Origin of the sequence: Aeromicrobium sp. Leaf350 (assembly GCF_916858655.1) — a bacterium.
Lineage (GTDB): Bacteria > Actinomycetota > Actinomycetes > Propionibacteriales > Nocardioidaceae > Aeromicrobium.
Genome location: NZ_CAKASL010000001.1, coordinates 1,057,886 through 1,074,174, shown reverse-complemented (window position 1 = coordinate 1,074,174; position 16,289 = coordinate 1,057,886). Strand labels below are relative to the sequence as shown.

At 72.0% G+C, this 16,289-nt stretch carries 14 protein-coding genes; 11 read left to right on the top strand and 3 right to left on the bottom strand.

The genetic code is table 11. The features are described 5' to 3' along the window. Positions 1-5: 5 nt before the first annotated feature. The gene (locus tag LO931_RS05480) at positions 6-1,640 is read right to left on the bottom strand and encodes a DUF885 domain-containing protein (RefSeq protein WP_229052274.1); all 1,635 of its coding nucleotides are present in this window, start codon (positions 1,638-1,640) and stop codon (positions 6-8) included. Here LO931_RS05480 and LO931_RS05475 point away from each other — a divergent pair. Genes LO931_RS05475 through LO931_RS05460 form a run of 4 tightly spaced genes read left to right on the top strand, consistent with a single transcriptional unit; the run spans position 1,560 to position 4,748 of the window. Next, entirely contained in the window at positions 1,560-2,666 is a 1,107-nt protein-coding gene (locus LO931_RS05475) for a Rossmann-like and DUF2520 domain-containing protein (protein ID WP_370636065.1), read from the top strand. The two genes, LO931_RS05480 and LO931_RS05475, sit on opposite strands and share 81 nt — an antisense overlap. Beyond that, positions 2,663-3,514: a pantoate--beta-alanine ligase gene (panC, locus tag LO931_RS05470; protein ID WP_229052272.1), complete on the top strand. Its 852-nt coding sequence runs from the start codon at positions 2,663-2,665 to the stop codon at positions 3,512-3,514. The genes LO931_RS05475 and panC overlap by 4 nt, the downstream gene beginning before the upstream one ends. Positions 3,515-3,516: 2 nt before the next feature. Next, on the top strand, positions 3,517-3,972 hold the full coding sequence (gene panD, locus LO931_RS05465; RefSeq protein ID WP_229052271.1) for an aspartate 1-decarboxylase: 456 nt from the start codon (positions 3,517-3,519) through the stop codon (positions 3,970-3,972). Further along, on the top strand, positions 3,969-4,748 hold the full coding sequence (locus LO931_RS05460) for a type III pantothenate kinase (RefSeq protein ID WP_229052270.1): 780 nt from the start codon (positions 3,969-3,971) through the stop codon (positions 4,746-4,748). Before panD ends, LO931_RS05460 begins: the two co-directional genes overlap by 4 nt. 27 nt (positions 4,749-4,775) lie before the next feature. On the opposite strand, the gene LO931_RS05455 is transcribed toward LO931_RS05460, so the two are convergent. Beyond that, positions 4,776-5,528 (bottom strand): D-alanyl-D-alanine carboxypeptidase family protein, encoded by a 753-nt coding sequence (locus LO931_RS05455; RefSeq protein WP_229052269.1) that lies wholly within the window; start codon positions 5,526-5,528, stop codon positions 4,776-4,778. Between the two features lie 117 nt (positions 5,529-5,645). Between LO931_RS05455 and LO931_RS05450 the strand changes: the two genes are divergently transcribed. Together LO931_RS05450 and lysS are read left to right on the top strand one after the other, a co-directional pair. Further along, on the top strand, positions 5,646-5,840 hold the full coding sequence (locus LO931_RS05450; RefSeq protein ID WP_229052268.1) for a CsbD family protein: 195 nt from the start codon (positions 5,646-5,648) through the stop codon (positions 5,838-5,840). A 226-nt stretch (positions 5,841-6,066) separates the two neighbouring features. Beyond that, on the top strand, positions 6,067-7,572 hold the full coding sequence (lysS, locus tag LO931_RS05445; protein ID WP_229052267.1) for a lysine--tRNA ligase: 1,506 nt from the start codon (positions 6,067-6,069) through the stop codon (positions 7,570-7,572). Positions 7,573-7,689: 117 nt separating this feature from the next. Here the strand turns inward: lysS and LO931_RS05440 are convergent, their stop codons facing one another. After that, a complete protein-coding gene (locus LO931_RS05440) occupies positions 7,690-9,348 on the bottom strand; it encodes a putative PEP-binding protein (RefSeq protein ID WP_229052266.1) in 1,659 nt (552 codons plus the stop codon). A gap of 166 nt (positions 9,349-9,514) precedes the next feature. On the opposite strand from LO931_RS05440, the gene LO931_RS05435 reads away from it, so the two are divergent. The 5 genes from LO931_RS05435 (at position 9,515) to LO931_RS05415 (ending at position 16,289) form a co-directional block, all read left to right on the top strand. Further along, on the top strand, positions 9,515-10,282 hold the full coding sequence (locus LO931_RS05435; RefSeq protein ID WP_229052265.1) for a DeoR/GlpR family DNA-binding transcription regulator: 768 nt from the start codon (positions 9,515-9,517) through the stop codon (positions 10,280-10,282). Further along, on the top strand, positions 10,279-11,250 hold the full coding sequence (locus LO931_RS05430) for a 1-phosphofructokinase family hexose kinase (RefSeq protein ID WP_229052264.1): 972 nt from the start codon (positions 10,279-10,281) through the stop codon (positions 11,248-11,250). Before LO931_RS05435 ends, LO931_RS05430 begins: the two co-directional genes overlap by 4 nt. 9 nt (positions 11,251-11,259) lie before the next feature. After that, positions 11,260-13,305: a fructose-specific PTS transporter subunit EIIC gene (locus tag LO931_RS05425; protein WP_229052263.1), complete on the top strand. Its 2,046-nt coding sequence runs from the start codon at positions 11,260-11,262 to the stop codon at positions 13,303-13,305. A 23-nt stretch (positions 13,306-13,328) separates the two neighbouring features. After that, positions 13,329-13,586 (top strand): HPr family phosphocarrier protein, encoded by a 258-nt coding sequence (locus tag LO931_RS05420; protein WP_229052262.1) that lies wholly within the window; start codon positions 13,329-13,331, stop codon positions 13,584-13,586. Positions 13,587-13,772: 186 nt separating this feature from the next. Next, on the top strand, positions 13,773-16,289 hold the full coding sequence (locus LO931_RS05415) for an ATP-dependent Clp protease ATP-binding subunit (RefSeq protein ID WP_229052261.1): 2,517 nt from the start codon (positions 13,773-13,775) through the stop codon (positions 16,287-16,289).

Genomic DNA, 16,289 nt, shown 5'->3' with positions numbered 1-16,289 from the left:
GGGCCTCAGCTGAGGAGCGTGTGGCGGAGCGTGCCGAGGCCGACGCCGCCGAGCGCGAGGGCGTCGGCGTGGAAGCGCCTCAGGTCGGACCCGTTGACCCGCACCCAGTCGTCGCGCAGGCGGGTCCACTCGCGCTCGCCGATCTTGTACGAGGGCGCCTGCCCCGCCCAGCCGAGGTAGCGGTTGGACTCGAACTGCACGAAGCCCTCGTCCATGTGCATGTGCTGACGCATGAAGGGCAGCACGTCGTCGCCGCGCCACGGGCCCGAGCCGTCGGGCTTCGGCAGGCCCAGGTGCACGCCGATGTCGACGACCACGCGGGCGGCGCGCTGACGCTGGGCGTCGAGCATCCCGAGCCGGTCGCCCGGGTCGTCGAGGAAGCCGAGGTCGGCCATGAGGCGCTCGGCGTACAGCGCCCAGCCCTCGCCGTGGCCCGAGTTCCAGCTGATGCGGCGCCACCCGTTCAGCGTGGCGGCGGCGGCCACCGCGACGCCGCACTGGAGGTGATGGCCGGGCACGCCCTCGTGGTAGACCGTCGTGCGCTCCCGCCAGGTGCCGAACTCCGTCACGCCGGGCGGCACGCTCCACCACATCCGGCCGGCGCGGGCGAAGTCCTCGCTCGGCGGCGTGTAGTAGATGCCGCCGTTCTGGGTCGGCGCGATGCGGCACTCCAGGCGGTGCAGCGGCTCGGCGATGTCGAAGTGCGTGCCGTCGAGGGCCGTGAGCGCGGCGTCGCTGGTCTCCTGCATCCAGGCCTGGAGGGCGTCCGTGCCGTGCAGAGTCCGCGTCGGGTCGGCGTCCAGCGCCGCGATGGCGTCGGCGATCGACCCGCCGGGCACGATCTCGCGCGCGACCTGCTCCTGCTCCTCGACCATCCGGTGCAGCTCCTCGACGCCCCAGGCGTAGGTCTCGTCGAGGTCGACCTCCAGACCCACGAACGACCGCGAGGCGAGGGCGTACGCCTCGCGCCCGACGGCGTCCTGCTCGCGGGCGGCGGGCGCCAGGGTGTGCGCGAGGAACTCACCGAGGCGGGCGTAGGCGGCAGCGGCGTCCGCCGCGGCGGCGGACAGGTCGTCGCGCTGGGCGTCGGGCCCCTGGCCGGCCAGGGTCGCGAAGAACGACTCCGGCCCCGCGAGCTCGCGCACCTGCTCGAGGACCTCGCGGACCTGGCGGATCGCCGGGGTCTGGTCGTGGTCGATGCCGTCGGTCAGCGACGCGACGTAGCCGTCGACGGCCGCCGGGACGTTGCGCAGGCGACGGGCGACGTGGCTCCAGTCCTCTGCGGTCTCGGTCGGCACGAGGTCGAAGATCTCGCGCAGACCCTGGGCCGGCGACGCGATGACGTTGAGGTCGCGTCGCCACTCGCCCGACTCGAACTGCTCGATCGCGAGCCCCAGGGTGCGCTCGAGCTCGAGGCGCGTGACGCGGTCGACCTCGTCCACGGCGTCGGTCGCCGCGACCGTCTGCAGCGTCGACCGGGCCGCGTCGGCGAGCGCGGCGTGCCCGTCGGGGGAGTGGTCGGCGTACTCGCCCTCTCGGCCCGGGCGACCCAGCTCGACGTGCCACTCGGGCTGCAGCTCGAGCAGCGTCTCCAGCCAGTCCTCGGCCACACGGTCCAGGGGTGTCGGTTCACGCTCCATGGTTCGACGGTAACCGCCCGAGCCGTCGGACGGCCCGCAACCACCGGGGCACGGGTGACCGGGGTCACGGGGACGCCGTGCGGCGGCCGACGTAGACTGACCGTGTCAGTTGTCTGGTACCCCGAACGGGGACTGGAACGAAAGGCACCAACCATGTCGCGAGCCCGTGTGGGCATCGTCGGCGCCGGCAGGGTCGGCGCTGTGCTCGGCGCACGCCTGCGTGCCGCCGGCCACGATGTCGTCGCCGTCAGCGCCCGTTCCGAGGCGTCGCTCCTCCGCGCCCGCACGTTGCTGCACGGCGTGCCCGTGCTCGATCCCGCCGAGGTCGTGCGACGCTCCGACCTGGTGCTGCTGGCCGTGCCCGACGACTCGCTCGAGCAGCTCGCCGCCGAGCTCGCCCCTCACGTGCACGAAGGCCAGCTGGTCCTGCACACGAGTGGTCGTCACGGCCGCGCGGTCCTCGCCTCCCTGGCGGACCGCGGAGCCCGCACGGTCGCCTTCCACCCCGCCATGACGTTCACCGGCAGCGACGTCGACCTCGACCGCACGTGCGTCATGGGCCTCACGGCCGCCGACGAGGACCGCCCCGAGGTCGAGGCGCTCGCCCTGGCCGTCGGGGGCACCCCCGTGTGGGTCGACGAGGCCGACCGCGTCGTCTACCACGCGGCCCTGGCGCACGGCGCCAACCACGTGGTCACGGTCGTGAACCAGGCGATGGACCTGCTGCGCTCGATCGGCGTCGCCGACCCGTCGGCCGTGCTCGAGCCGTTGCTGCGCGCCTCCGTCACCAACACGCTCGCCTATGGCGACGCCGCTCTGACCGGTCCGGTCGCCCGTGGCGACGCTCGCACCGTCGAGGCCCACCTCGACGCGATCCACACGGCCGTGGACGACGGTGGCGAGATCGCCGCCACGTACACCGCTCTCTCGGCGGCCACGATCGAGCGCGCCCTCCGCGACGCCCGCATCGACGAGCACGCCGCCGCCTCGCTCCGCGACTCGCTCTCCGAGGGAGCCGAGCGATGACGCCGCGCGTCGTCCGCACCGCGGCCGAGCTGCGGGCGCTCGAGGGGACGATCGCCCTCGTCCCGACGATGGGCGCCCTCCACGACGGTCACGTACAGCTCATGAAGCACGCGCGTCCGCTGGCCGAGACCCTCGTGGCCTCGATCTTCGTGAACCCGACGCAGTTCGCGGCGGGCGAGGACTTCGGCGAGTACCCCCGCACGTGGGACGACGACCTCCAGCGCTGCGAGGAGGCCGGCGTCGACGTCGTCTTCGCGCCCGAGGTCGCCACGATGTACCCCGCGGGCCTCGTCGACCAGGTCACCGTCGACCCCGGTCCGCTCGGCAGCATCCTCGAGGGCGAGCAGCGACCCACCCACTTCCGCGGCGTGCTCACGGTCGTCGCGAAGCTGTTCGGCCTGGTGCGTCCCGACGTCGCGGTCTTCGGCGAGAAGGACTACCAGCAGCTCGCACTGATCCGGCTCATGGCCGACGCGCTGTGCCTGGACGTCGAGGTCGTCGGCTGCCCGACCGTGCGCGAGGCCGACGGCCTGGCGATGAGCTCGCGCAACCGCTACCTGACGGCCGACGAGCGGGTGCGCGCCGTGGCCCTCTCGCAGGCCCTCGACGCAGGTGTCGCCGCCGGCAGCGACGGCCCCGAGGCCGTGCGCGCCGCAGCGCTGGCCCGCCTCACCGACTTCGGCGTCGTCCCCGACTACGTCGCCGTCACCTCGCCCGACCTGGGCCAGGCCGTTCCCGGCGCAGCACGCCTGCTGATCGCCGCCCGTGTCGGCAAGCCCCGACTCCTCGACAACCGCGCTCTCACCCTCGGGCCCGACGCCCTGGGGCACGCCCCGGAAGGAAGCTGACCATGCTCCGCACCCTGATGACCTCCAAGATCCACCGCGCCACCGTGACGCAGGCCGACCTGCACTACGTCGGCTCGGTCACGGTCGACGCCGACCTGCTCGACGCCGCCAACCTGATCCCCGGTGAGCAGGTCCACATCGTCGACATCGACAACGGTGCACGCCTGGTCACCTACGTGATCGAGGGCGAGCGCGGCTCGGGCGTGATCGGCATCAACGGCGCTGCCGCCCGCATCGTGCAGCCCGGCGACCTGGTGATCCTGATCGCCTACGGCCAGATGGAGGACGCCGAGGCGCGCGCGTTCCAGCCGAACGTCGTGTTCGTCGACGCCGGCAACCGCATCATCGGCACGGGCTCCGACCCGGCCGAGGCGCTGCCCGGCACGGGCCTGATCCGCGGCGACGTGACCCTCGGCAGCGACGTCCGCGACAACCCGCTGGTCGCGAGCCGCGCGTGACCCTCCTGACCCTCGACATCGGCAACAGCCAGTCGGTCATCGGGGTCTTCGACGGGGAGAAGCTCGTCAACCACTGGACGGTGTCGTCCGACGCCCGCCGCACCGCCGACGAGTGGCACCTGCTGGCGCTCGGGTTCGTCCGCTCCGCCGGACTGGCCGACGTCGAGGCGGTCGCGATGTGCTGCACCGTCCCGTCGATCCAGGTCGAGCTGCGCGCGATGCTCGACCGCCACTACGGCGACCTGCCGGTCTCGGTGGTGGGGCCCGGGGTCAAGACCGGCATCCCGATCCACACCGACAATCCGCGTGAGGTCGGCGCCGACCGCATCGTCAACGCGCTCGCCGCGGCCGAGCTCTACGGCGGCCCGGCCATCGTCGTCGACATGAACGGCACCGCGACGATCTTCGACGTCGTCGACGAGTCCAACCGCTACGTCGGCGGTGCCATCGCCCCGGCGATCGAGCTGTCGCTCGAGGCACTCGCCCGTCGTGGTGCGCAGCTACGCAGCGTCGAGCTGGCGGCGCCGCGCGGCGTGATCGGCAAGAACACCGTCGAGGCGGTGCAGTCCGGTGCCGTCTACGGCTTCGCGGGCCTGGTCGACGGGCTCGTGGAGCGGATGATCGCGGCGCTCGAGACCGACGCCGACGACGTCGCCGTCATCGCGACCGGGGCGTACTCCGACGTCGTGATCGACCACTGCACGACCATCACGCACCGCGACCCCTGGCTCACGCTGACCGGCCTCCGCCTCGTCCACGAGCGCAACCACGACTGAGGCGTCACGACTGATCTGCGGGGGTCGTCAGTAGGCCGAGGTCAGGCCGTAGTACTCCTCGATCGTCAGCCCGGAGGCGGTGAGCTCGGTCGCGAACTCGACGCCGAGGTAGCGCAGGTGCCAGGGCTCGTACTTGAAGCCCGTGGCGGCCTCCTTGCCGTCGGGGTAGCGGACGATGAAGCCGAAGCGGTGCGCGTTGGCGGCGATCCAGCGTCCGGCCTCGGTCTGGCCGAAGCTCGTCGAGAGCTGGTTGACGTCGATCGCGAGCCCGGTCTGGTGCTCGGAGTGGCCGGGGCGGGCCATGCCGCGGTCGGCGACCTCCTGGCCCACGGACGCGACCCGCTGGGCGTAGTTCTGCGACTGGCGCGCGAAGCTGCGATAGCCGGAGATGATGCGGAGGTCCACCACGCCCGTCGACGCGGCGTCGGCCTGCATCGCCGCGAAGGCCTGGTCGACCTCCGGAGCGAGACCGCCCGGGCCGAAGGCCTCCGGCAGTGCGTACGTCTTGTTGACGATGACGTGCCCGCCGATGCGGAGCACCCCGTCCGGCCCGGTGACGACCACCTGGCGGTCGAGGAAGGGGCTCGGCGGGGTCGTCGTCAGCGCGGGCGTCGGGACGGGCAGGTCCGGCACGGTGGGGGCGGGGGTCGGCGTGCCGGCCGCGTGGGAGTGCGAGGTCAGGCGTGTCTCGCCGACCGTCGCGGCCACCCCGAGGGCGACGGCGACGGTGCCGATCGTGATGGCCGACAGGAGGCGCCGGTCGAGACGGGGGGTGCTCATCGAGCACGACGCTACCCGCCGGGTCCGCCCTCGGCGGCCGACTTGCGAGCGCCCACCGCCGACCTACCGTGGAGGTGAGGGTCGGACCCGCCGGCCCGTGATCGATCAGGAGGACGCATGGGAATCGCCGACAAGGCCAAGAACTCCGCCGAGAAGCTGGTTGGTCAGGGCAAGGAGAAGGTCGGGGACGCCACCGACAACGACGACCTCAAGGCCGAGGGCCAGGCCGACCAGGCCAAGGGCAGTCTCAAGAACGCCGGTGAGGACGCCAAGGACGCCGCCGGCAACGTGAAGGACGCCTTCAAGAAGTAGGCCAGAACCACAGGAGAGGGTCCGGGTCCGCCCGGGCCCTTTTTCCTGCTCGCAGCACGCACGGCCCCACGTCCCCCATGCTCGAAGGAGCGCATCATCGGCTCGGTCATCGGTGCCGTCATCGTGCTGCTCGTCTGGATCAAGGTCTCGGGCTCGCAGAAGTCCAAGCGCTGAGCGTGGTGGTGCGGCTCCGGGGTGAGCCGGGTCGCACCACTACCCTGAGGGCGTGACCGACGTACCTGTGTCCGAGCCCGAGGACGATCTGCCCGAGCAGCTCCGGATCCGCCGTGAGAAGCGCCAGGAGCTGCTGGCCGCCGGTCGGGCGCCGTACCCGATCTCGGTCCCGCGCACCCACACGCTGCGCCAGGTCGTCGGCGAGTTCGACCCCGAGGCGCTCGGCCCGGACCACCACTCCGGCCAGGTCGTCTCGGTCACGGGCCGCGTGATCTTCCAGCGCAACACGGGCAAGCTCTGCTTCGCGCGCCTGCGCGAGGGCGACGGCACCGAGCTGCAGGCGATGCTCTCGCTCGCCGAGGTGGGCGAGGAGTCGCTCGCCGACTTCAAGCGACTCGTCGACATCGGCGACCACCTGTCGGTGACGGGCGAGGTCATCACGAGCCGCCGCGGCGAGCTCAGCGTCGCGGCCACGTCCTGGGACCTCGCTGCCAAGACGCTCCGACCCCTGCCCAACGAGCACAAGCCGCTCTCCGACGAGGCGCGCACGCGTCTGCGCTACGTCGACCTGATCGTGCGCCCGGAGGCCCGCGACAACGTGCGGGTCAAGGCGAAGGTGCTGCAGTCGCTGCGCGCGACGCTCGACGGCCGGGAGTTCATCGAGGTCGAGACGCCGGTCCTGCAGCACACCAACGGCGGCGCGGCGGCGCGTCCGTTCTCGACCCACGTCAACGCGTTCGACGAGCCGGCGCTGCTGCGCATCGCCCTCGAGCTGCACCTGAAGCGCTCGCTGGTCGGCGGCATCGACCGGGTCTACGAGATCGGCAAGACGTTCCGCAACGAGGGCGTCGACAACACGCACAACCCCGAGTTCATGATGCTGGAGGCGTACGAGGCCTACGGCGACTACGACTCGATGGCCGAGCTGACGCGGAGCCTCGTGGTCAACGCGGCGCGCGCGGTCGGCCGCACCGTGGTGCCGGCCCGGGACGGGTCGACGATCGACCTCGAGGCCGAGTGGCGTCACGCCACGGTGCACGAGCTCGTGAGCGACGCGGTCGGCCAGACGATCGACGTGGAGACCTCGGAGACCTCGTTGCGCGCGGCCGCCGAGCAGCACGGCGTGGCGCTGCAGCCCGGCTGGGACGCCGGTCAGGTCGTGCTCGAGCTGTACGAGAAGCTCGTCGAGCACACGCTGATCCAGCCGACCTTCGTGCGCGACTATCCCGAGTCGGTGCGGCCGTTGGCCAAGAAGCACCGCTCCACCGCCGGCCTGGTGGAGGCGTGGGACCTCATCATCAACGGCGTCGAGCTGGCGCCCGCGTACACCGAGCTCAACGACCCGGTGATCCAGCGCGAGCGGCTCGAGGAGCAGGCGCGTCTGGCTGCTGCGGGCGACCCCGAGGCGATGGACGTCGACGAGGACTTCCTGCGCGCGCTGGAGTTCGGCATGCCTCCCGCGGGCGGCGTGGGCCTGGGCGTCGACCGCCTCGTGATGCTCCTGCAGGGCATCGGCATCCGCGAGGCGATCCTCTTCCCGATCACCCGCGCCGAGTGACGCGGTCGGCTGACCGCAGCCGTGCGCGGGTGATCGGGAAGCAAAGGTAGAGCCCGATCACTCGCGCTCTGCGACTTCGGAGGTTTCGAGGCTCGCGCCGCAGGCGGCACTCGCACCTCAACCAGCGGTCGTGCCGGTCAGGATGGCGCGGGCGGCGGTGCGGGCGGACTCGGGGTCGTCGGCCGTGAGGGCGGCGTGGGCGGCCTCGCGACACTGCGCGAACGTCACCGCGCCGACCTGGGCGCCGACGCTGCGGACCGCGGTCGCGGCGCAGGACAGCGACGAGACGCCGAGCCCCACGAGCACGCACGCGAGCAGGGGGTCCGCCGCGGCCTCGCCGCAGACGCCGACAGGCTTGCTGACCCGCAGCCCGGCGGCGGCGACCTGCTCGATCAGCATCAGCAGGGCCGGCTGCCACGGGTCGGTGAGATGGCTGAGCGCCGGCGCCATGCGGTCGGCCGCGAACGTGTACTGGCTGAGGTCGTTCGTGCCGATCGACAGGAAGTCGACGTGCTCGAGGATCCGGTCGGCGAGCAGTGCGGCCGACGGCGTCTCGATCATGACGCCGGCGCTGAGCCCACGAGCATGGATCTTTTCGGCGAGCGCGGCGGCCTCGGACGTCACCGCGACCATCGGCGCCATGACCCACACCTCGGCCTCGCTGCCCTGCGCGGCTTGGGCCACGGCGTCGAGCTGGTGGTCGAGGAGCTCGGGGCGCTCCGTCGCGATGCGCAGGCCGCGGATGCCGAGGGCCGGGTTCGGCTCGTCGCCCATGTCGGCGAACTGCAGCGGCTTGTCGGAGCCGGCGTCGAGAGTGCGCACGACGACCTTCTGGCCAGGGCCCACGGCGTCGAAGACGGAGCGGTAGATCTCGACCTGCTCGTCGACCGTGGGCTCGGAGCCGCGATCGAGGAAGCTGAGCTCGGTGCGATAGAGGCCGAACCCCTCGATGGGCTGCTCGGCCGCTCGCCGGGCACCCGGGCCGTCCTGGACGTTGGCGAGGACCTGCACGGCGTGGCCGTCGGCCGTGGCACCGGGCCCGGTCCACGACGCACCGGCGGAACGACGGGCGGCGTCGGCCGAGCGGCGCGCCTCGACGTCGGCGTCGTCCGGATCGAGCACGACCTCGCCCGTGGTTCCGTCGACCAGGGCGGTGGCAGGAGCGTCGTCGAGAGGCAGGTCGGTCACGCCCACGACGCACGGGATGCCCAGCTGGCGGGCGATGATCGCGGTGTGGCTCGTCGTGCCGCCCAGGCGGATCGCGATCGCCACGATCCGCTCGGGGTCGAGCCCGGCGGTGTCGGCCGGTGCGAGGTCGTCGGCGAAGAGCACGGACGGGACGTCCGGCACGGGCACGCCCGGCTCCGGGACCCCGAGCAGCTCGGCGACGACGCGGTCGCGCACGTCGTGCAGGTCGGTCACGCGCTCGGCCATGAGACCGCCGGCCGCGGTGAACATCGCCGCGAGGTCGTCGACGGCTCGCGTCGTCGCGGTGGCCGGCCCGGCGCCGTCCGCCTGCTTGCCGACGAAGGTCGCGAGGCCTCGGTCGGCGGCCATGCCGGCGGTGGCCTGCAGCACCTCAGCGGCGGCGCCGGAGGCGTGCGCGGCGCGCGCCGTGAGCCGCTCGGCGACCGTGGCGGCCGCCGCGGTGAAGGCGGCGACGGTGCTCTCGACGTCGGTGAACGGCTCGTCGGCGGGGGCCTCGGCGCGGGCGCCGGGCCGGACGACGGGTCCGGCTCCGACGCCGGGGACGACGGGGGTTCCGGTGGTGCTCATCTGACTCCTGACAGTGACCGGGACGACGCTCTCGCGAGGTTTTTTCTCGGATGTGCTTGACGTCACGTCACGTTAACGCGTAGAACAACACAAAGCAACATAAATCCACACGATTCCACAACGGCTCCGGCCGGCGGAATCGGGACGACGAGACGAGGGCACGACCGTGTACGCATCCGAACGACGGACCGCCCTGGCGCGCAAGCTCCGGGTCGACGGCCGGGTGAGCGTCGTCGACGTCGCCACCGAGTTCGGGGTGTCCGGCGAGACCGTCCGTCGCGACCTGGCCGCCCTGGAGCGCCACGGCGTCGCGCGGAAGGTTCACGGCGGGGCCGTGGCCCGCACGTCCGTACAGGCCGTCGAGCTCGGTCTCGTCGAGCGCGAGGGTCGTCAGGCCGAGCAGAAGTCGGCCATCGCCGTCGCGGCCCTGGCGTTCCTGCCCTCCGTCGGCGGCAGCATGATCATCGACGCCGGCACCTCGACCGCGGCGTTCGTCGACCACCTGCCGGCCGAGCTGCCGCTCGTCGCGATCACCCACGGGGTCGTCACCGCGGCGCAGCTGGCCCGGTCGACCTCGGTCGACCTCAACGTGCTCGGCGGCCGCGTCCGTGACGCGACGGGAGCCGCCGTCGGTCCCGGCACCGTCGCCGCCTACGGGCAGGTCGGGGTCGACGTCGCCTTCATCGGCGCGAACGGCATCTCGCCCGAGCGTGGACTGACGACCGCGGACTTCGCGGAGGCCGCAGTCAAGACCGCCATCGTCGCCGCGGCCCGGCAGACCGTCGTGCTCGCCGACGCGACCAAGCTCGACACCGACTTCGTCGTGACCTTCGCCGCCCTCGACGACGTCGACGTGCTCGTGACCGACTCCTCCGCGTCCCCCGAGGCCGTCTCGCGGATCCGCGAGGCCGGGGTGGAGGTGGTCCTCGCATGATCGTCACCGTCACCGCGAACCCCGCGATCGACCGGCTCGTCGCCCTCGGCTCCCCGCTGGAGCGCGGCGGCGTCGTGCGCACGGCGGCGCCGGTCGACCAGCCGGGCGGCAAGGGCGTCAACGTGGCCCGCGCGATCGCAGCCGCGGCGCAGCCCGTCACGGCGGTGTTCCCCGCACGGGACCACGACTCCTTCGTCTCCGCGGTCCGCGAGACCGGCCTGCACCACGTGGCCGTGCCGACGTCCACCCGGGTGCGGGTCAACCTGACCCTCGCCGAGGACGACGGCACCACGACGAAGCTCAACGCACCCGGTGCCGAGCTCGTGGGAGTCGAGCTCGAGACGTTCACCCGCACGGTGCTGACGACGTCGGTCGGCGCCACGTGGGTCGCGCTCTGCGGATCGCTGCCGCCCGGCGTGCCCGCGCACTGGTACCGCGACCTGACTCGCTCCCTGCGCGAGCTGGGCGTGAGGGTCGCGGTCGACACCTCGGACGAGCCGCTGACTGCGACACTCGCCGATCCGTCCGCGGCGCCCGACCTGGTCAAGCCTAACGCGCAGGAGCTCGTCGACCTCGTGGGCGGCGACGCCGACGAGGTCGAGTCCGATCCGCGGCTCGCGGGCGAGCTCGCGCAGGCCCTGCGGACCGAGCGCGGACCGGCCACCGTGCTCCTCACGCTCGGAGGAGCCGGCGCCGTGCTGGCCACCGCGGCCGGGACCTGGTTCGCACCGTCGCCGCGCATCCGCCCGCTCAGCACCGTCGGTGCCGGCGACTCCGCGCTGGCCGGCTACCTCCTGGCCGACTCCCTCGGCGCCGACGCGCCCGCGGCCCTGGTCAGCGCCGTGCTCCACGGCAGCGCCGCTGCCGCCCTCCCGGGCTCCACGCCCCCCCGTCCGTCGGACGTCGCCGCCCTCGAGGCGACGGTCGCCCGCGAGCTGTTCGACACCCCCACCCGGCACCACCCCTGAAGGACCGTCATGTCATCTCTCATCACCGCTGACCTGGTCAGCCTCGACGCCGACCTCGGCGCGCAGGCCGCCGACGTCATCGCCCGCCTCGCGGCGACCGTCGCGGCCGCGGGCCGTGCGACGGACGCCGACCAGCTCGCGACCGACGCGCTCGCCCGTGAGGCCCAGTCCGCCACGGGCCTGCCCGGTGGCCTCGCGATCCCGCACTGCCGCTCCGCCGCGGTGACCGAGCCGACGCTGGCGTTCGCGCGCCTCGCGCGGAAGGCCGACTTCGGCGCCCCGGACGGCCCGGCCGACCTGGTCTTCATGATCGCGGCGCCGGACGGTGCGGGCACCGAGCACCTCAAGCTGCTCTCGTCGCTCGCCCGGGCGCTGGTCCGCCAGGACTTCACCGACGCCCTGCGCTCAGCGAAGACACCCGCCGAGGTCGTCTCGCTCGTCGACTCCGTCGTCGCGCCTGCGGAGGGAGCCGGCGCGACGGCGGACCCCACCCCGGCTGCTGCGACCCCCACCGCCGACGGCCTCAAGGTCGTCGCCGTGACCGCGTGCCCGACCGGCATCGCGCACACCTACATGGCGGCCGACGCGCTCAAGCAGGCCGCGTCGGCCGAGGGCATCGCCCTGCAGGTCGAGACCCAGGGCTCGTCGGGCAGCACCCCGCTGTCGGCCGAGACCATCGCCGCCGCCGACGCCGTGATCTTCGCGACCGACGTGGGCGTCAAGAACGAGGGCCGCTTCGCCGGCAAGCCCGTGGTCGTCAGCGGGGTCAAGCGCGCGATCAACGAGCCGTCGGTCATGCTCGCCGAGGCCCGCAGGGCCTCGACGGACCCGAAGGCGCGTCGCGTCGGCGGCACGGTCGACACCTCCGCCGAGGAGGCCGAGGGCGGCAGCATCGGCCTGAAGCTGCGCCAGTGGCTGCTGACCGGCGTGAGCTACATGATCCCGTTCGTCGCCGGTGGCGGCCTGCTGATCGCGCTCGGCTTCCTGCTGGCGGGCTACGAGTACAACGGCGACCCGGCCCGAGCCGTCTTCGACGAGTTCTCGCTGACGAACCTGCCCCCGGCCGGCGAGAACGCCCTGTTCGGCAGCGCGTTGCTGACCTACCTGGGCTCCCTGCTCAACGTGCTGGGTGGCCTGGCGTTCGGGTTCCTCGTCCCGGCCCTGGCCGGCTACATCGCCTACGCGATCGCCGACCGCCCCGGCATCGCGCCGGGCTTCGTGATGGGGGCGCTCGCCTCCAGCATCGGAGCCGGGTTCCTCGGCGGCATCGTCGGCGGTCTGCTCGCCGGCCTGGTCGCGAGCTGGCTCGCGAAGCGCGAGGTGCCGCGCTGGCTGGCCGGGCTGATGCCGGTCGTGATCATCCCGCTCGTGACGATCTTCCTCGTCGGGCTCGTGATGCTCCTGCTCATCGGCAAGCCGATCGCCGACGCCTCGCAGGGCCTGGAGAACTGGCTCAACGGTCTCTCCGGCGGCTCCATCGTGCTGCTCGGCGTCATCCTCGGTCTGATGATGGCCGTCGACCTGGGCGGGCCGATCAACAAGGCCGCCTACGTGTTCGCGACGACCGGCCTGACGGCGGACGCGATCGCCAACGGCGGCACGGAGGTCAAGATCATGGCCGCCGTCATGATCGCCGGCATGGTGCCGCCGCTGGCCATGGCGCTGTCGACCGCGATCCGTCCGCGGCTCTACACGCCGGCCGAGCGCGAGAACGGCAAGTCGGCCTGGCTGCTGGGTGCCGCGTTCATCTCCGAGGGTGCGATCCCGTTCGCCGCGGCCGACCCGCTGCGCGTGATCCCCTCGATGATGCTCGGATCGGCCACGGCCGGGGCGATCTCGATGGCCGCCGGTGTCGAGTCGGCAGCCCCGCACGGCGGCGTGTTCGTCTTCTTCGCGATCGACCAGGTCATCTGGTTCTTCGTCGCGATCGTCGTCGGTACGCTCGTCAGCGCGGCCTCGGTCACGCTGCTCAAGCAGCTGGGGCGCGACCGCACCGATGCGGCGTTCGAGTACGAGCACGAGACCGTCCCGCCCGCGACCGCCGTCAACGCCTGACCGTCCTGTCTGAAGGAGACACCATGCCCAGCAAGACCGTGACCGTCGGATCCGCCGTCGGCCTGCACGCCCGCCCGGCCGCCACGATCGCCGCCGCCGCGGCCGGCCTCTCGGCCCCGGTGACCCTCGCGACGGACGGCGGCGAGCCGGTCGACGCCGGCTCGGCGCTGCTCATCATGACCCTCGGCGCCGCCAAGGGTGACAGCGTGACGGTGGAGTCCGACGACGAGGCCGCGCTCACCGCGATCGCCGACCTCGTCGAGGCCGACCTCGACGCCTGAGCCGGATCGCCCGGTGGTGCGTCCGGGGTCGGCCAGGCGGGTGGGACGCACCCCCGTGTACGCCGAGAGCGAACGCGAGGAACATGACCCCCCGTGTTGCCGTTGTGTCACGTGTGCGGACAGAAGTCTGCACACGACCTGACCGCCCGTAGACTGGACGGACAGCCCAAAACCGGGAGGGACGCCATGTTCGAAAGATTCACCGATCGGGCCCGTCGTGTGGTCGTGCTCGCGCAGGAAGAAGCGCGCATGCTCAGCCACAACTACATCGGCACCGAGCACATCCTCCTGGGCCTCATCCACGAGGGCGAAGGCGTCGCCGCCAAGGCCCTCGAGAGCCTCGACATCTCGCTCGAGGCCGTGCGCGCCCAGGTCGAGGACATCATCGGCCAGGGCCAGCAGGCCCCCAGCGGTCACATCCCCTTCACGCCGCGCGCCAAGAAGGTCCTCGAGCTGTCCCTGCGCGAGGCGCTGCAGCTGGGCCACAACTACATCGGCACCGAGCACATCCTGCTTGGCCTGATCCGCGAGGGCGAGGGCGTCGCCGCCCAGGTCCTCGTGAAGCTGGGCGCCGACCTCAACCGCGTGCGCCAGCAGGTCATCCAGCTCGTCCAGGGCTTCCAGGGCAAGGAGGCCGAGGCCGCCGGCGCCCCCGCCGAGTCCGCTCCGCAGGGCTCGACCGTCCTCGACCAGTTCGGCCGCAACCTCACGCAGGCCGCGCGCGAGGGCAAGCTCGACCCGGTCATCGGACGCGAGACCCAGATCGAGCGCGTCATGCAGGTCCTGTCGCGACGCACCAAGAACAACCCGGTGCTGATCGGCGAGCCCGGCGTCGGCAAGACGACGGTCGTCGAGGGTCTCGCCCAGGACATCGTCCGTGGCGACGTCCCCGAGACGCTCAAGGACAAGCAGATCTACACGCTCGACCTCGGCGCGCTCGTGGCCGGCTCGCGCTACCGCGGTGACTTCGAGGAGCGCCTGAAGAAGGTCCTCAAGGAGATCCGCACCCGCGGCGACATCATCCTGTTCATCGACGAGATCCACACCCTGGTGGGTGCGGGTGCCGCCGAGGGCGCGATCGACGCCGCCAGCATCCTCAAGCCGATGCTGGCCCGCGGCGAGCTGCAGACCATCGGCGCCACGACGCTCGACGAGTTCCGCAAGCACTTCGAGAAGGACGCCGCGCTCGAGCGCCGGTTCCAGCCCATCCAGGTGCCGGAGCCCTCGGTCGCGCACACGATCGAGATGCTTAAGGGCCTGCGCGACCGGTACGAGGCGCACCACCGCGTCACGATCACCGACGAGGCGCTCGTGGCGGCGGCCAACCTGTCCGACCGCTACGTCACCGACCGGTTCCTGCCGGACAAGGCGATCGACCTCATCGACGAGGCGGGCTCGCGCCTGCGCATCCGTCGCATGACGGCGCCGCCGGTCCTGAAGGACTTCGACGAGCAGATCGCCGACGTCCGCCGCCGCAAGGAGGGCGCCATCGACTCGCAGGACTTCGAGGCCGCCGCCTCGCTGCGGGACGAGGAGAAGAAGCTCATCGCGGCCAAGTCCGAGCGCGAGAAGCAGTGGAAGGCCGGCGACATGGACGCCGTCGCGGTCGTCGACGAGGAGCTCGTCGCCGAGGTCCTCGCCCTGGCCACGGGCATCCCGATCGTCAAGCTCTCCGAGGAGGAGTCCACGCGACTGCTCAACATGGAGGACGAGCTGCACAAGCGCGTCATCGGTCAGGACGAGGCCATCAAGGCCCTGTCCCGCGCCATCCGACGCACGCGTGCCGGCCTGAAGGACCCCCGCCGTCCCGGCGGATCGTTCATCTTCGCGGGCCCCTCGGGCGTCGGCAAGACGTGGCTGTCCAAGACGCTGGCGAACTTCCTGTTCGGCGACGACGACGCCCTCATCCAGCTCGACATGAGCGAGTACTCCGAGAAGCACACGGTCGCGCGCCTGTTCGGTGCGCCTCCCGGCTACGTCGGGTACGAGGAGGGTGGCCAGCTCACCGAGAAGGTGCGTCGCAAGCCGTTCAGCGTGGTGCTGTTCGACGAGGTCGAGAAGGCCCACCCGGACATCTTCAACTCGCTGCTGCAGATCCTCGAGGAAGGCCGTCTGACCGACAGCCAGGGTCGACTTGTCGACTTCAAGAACACGGTCATCATCATGACGACCAACCTCGGCACGCGCGACATCGCGAAGGGCGTCAACCTGGGCTTCAGCCAGGTCGACGACGTCCAGGGCTCGTACGACAAGATGAAGTCGAAGGTCTCCGAGGAGCTCAAGCAGCACTTCCGGCCCGAGTTCCTGAACCGCGTCGACGAGATCGTCGTGTTCCCGCCGCTGACGCAGGACCAGATCATCTCGATGGTCGACATGATGATCGCGTCGCTCGAGAAGCGTCTGGCCGACAAGGACATGGGCATCGAGCTCACCGAGGCGGCCAAGGATCTCCTGGCCCGCCGAGGCTTCGACCCGGTGCTGGGCGCGCGTCCGCTGCGGCGCACGGTCCAGCGCGAGATCGAGGACACGATGGCCGAGAAGATGCTGTTCGGCGAGCTGCGTCCGGGTCAGATCGTGTTCGTGGACGTCGAGGGCGAGGGCCCGTCGGCCACCTTCACGTTCGCCGGCACCTCCAAGGCCGATCTCGAGCTGACCGAGGGCGACGAGCCCCTGGCCGTCGAGGCCGGCACGTCCGACAACTGA

Coding starts and splice junctions, on each gene's coding strand:
- panC (WP_229052272.1), top strand. CDS start 2,663: ATGACGCCGCGCGTCGTCCGCACCGCGGCCGAGCTGCGGGCGCTCGAG.
- LO931_RS05455 (WP_229052269.1), bottom strand. CDS start 5,528: ATGAGCACCCCCCGTCTCGACCGGCGCCTCCTGTCGGCCATCACGATC.
- LO931_RS05440 (WP_229052266.1), bottom strand. CDS start 9,348: ATGAGCACCACCGGAACCCCCGTCGTCCCCGGCGTCGGAGCCGGACCC.
- panD (WP_229052271.1), top strand. CDS start 3,517: ATGCTCCGCACCCTGATGACCTCCAAGATCCACCGCGCCACCGTGACG.
- LO931_RS05450 (WP_229052268.1), top strand. CDS start 5,646: ATGGGAATCGCCGACAAGGCCAAGAACTCCGCCGAGAAGCTGGTTGGT.
- LO931_RS05425 (WP_229052263.1), top strand. CDS start 11,260: ATGTCATCTCTCATCACCGCTGACCTGGTCAGCCTCGACGCCGACCTC.
- LO931_RS05480 (WP_229052274.1), bottom strand. CDS start 1,640: ATGGAGCGTGAACCGACACCCCTGGACCGTGTGGCCGAGGACTGGCTG.
- LO931_RS05430 (WP_229052264.1), top strand. CDS start 10,279: ATGATCGTCACCGTCACCGCGAACCCCGCGATCGACCGGCTCGTCGCC.
- LO931_RS05420 (WP_229052262.1), top strand. CDS start 13,329: ATGCCCAGCAAGACCGTGACCGTCGGATCCGCCGTCGGCCTGCACGCC.
- LO931_RS05415 (WP_229052261.1), top strand. CDS start 13,773: ATGTTCGAAAGATTCACCGATCGGGCCCGTCGTGTGGTCGTGCTCGCG.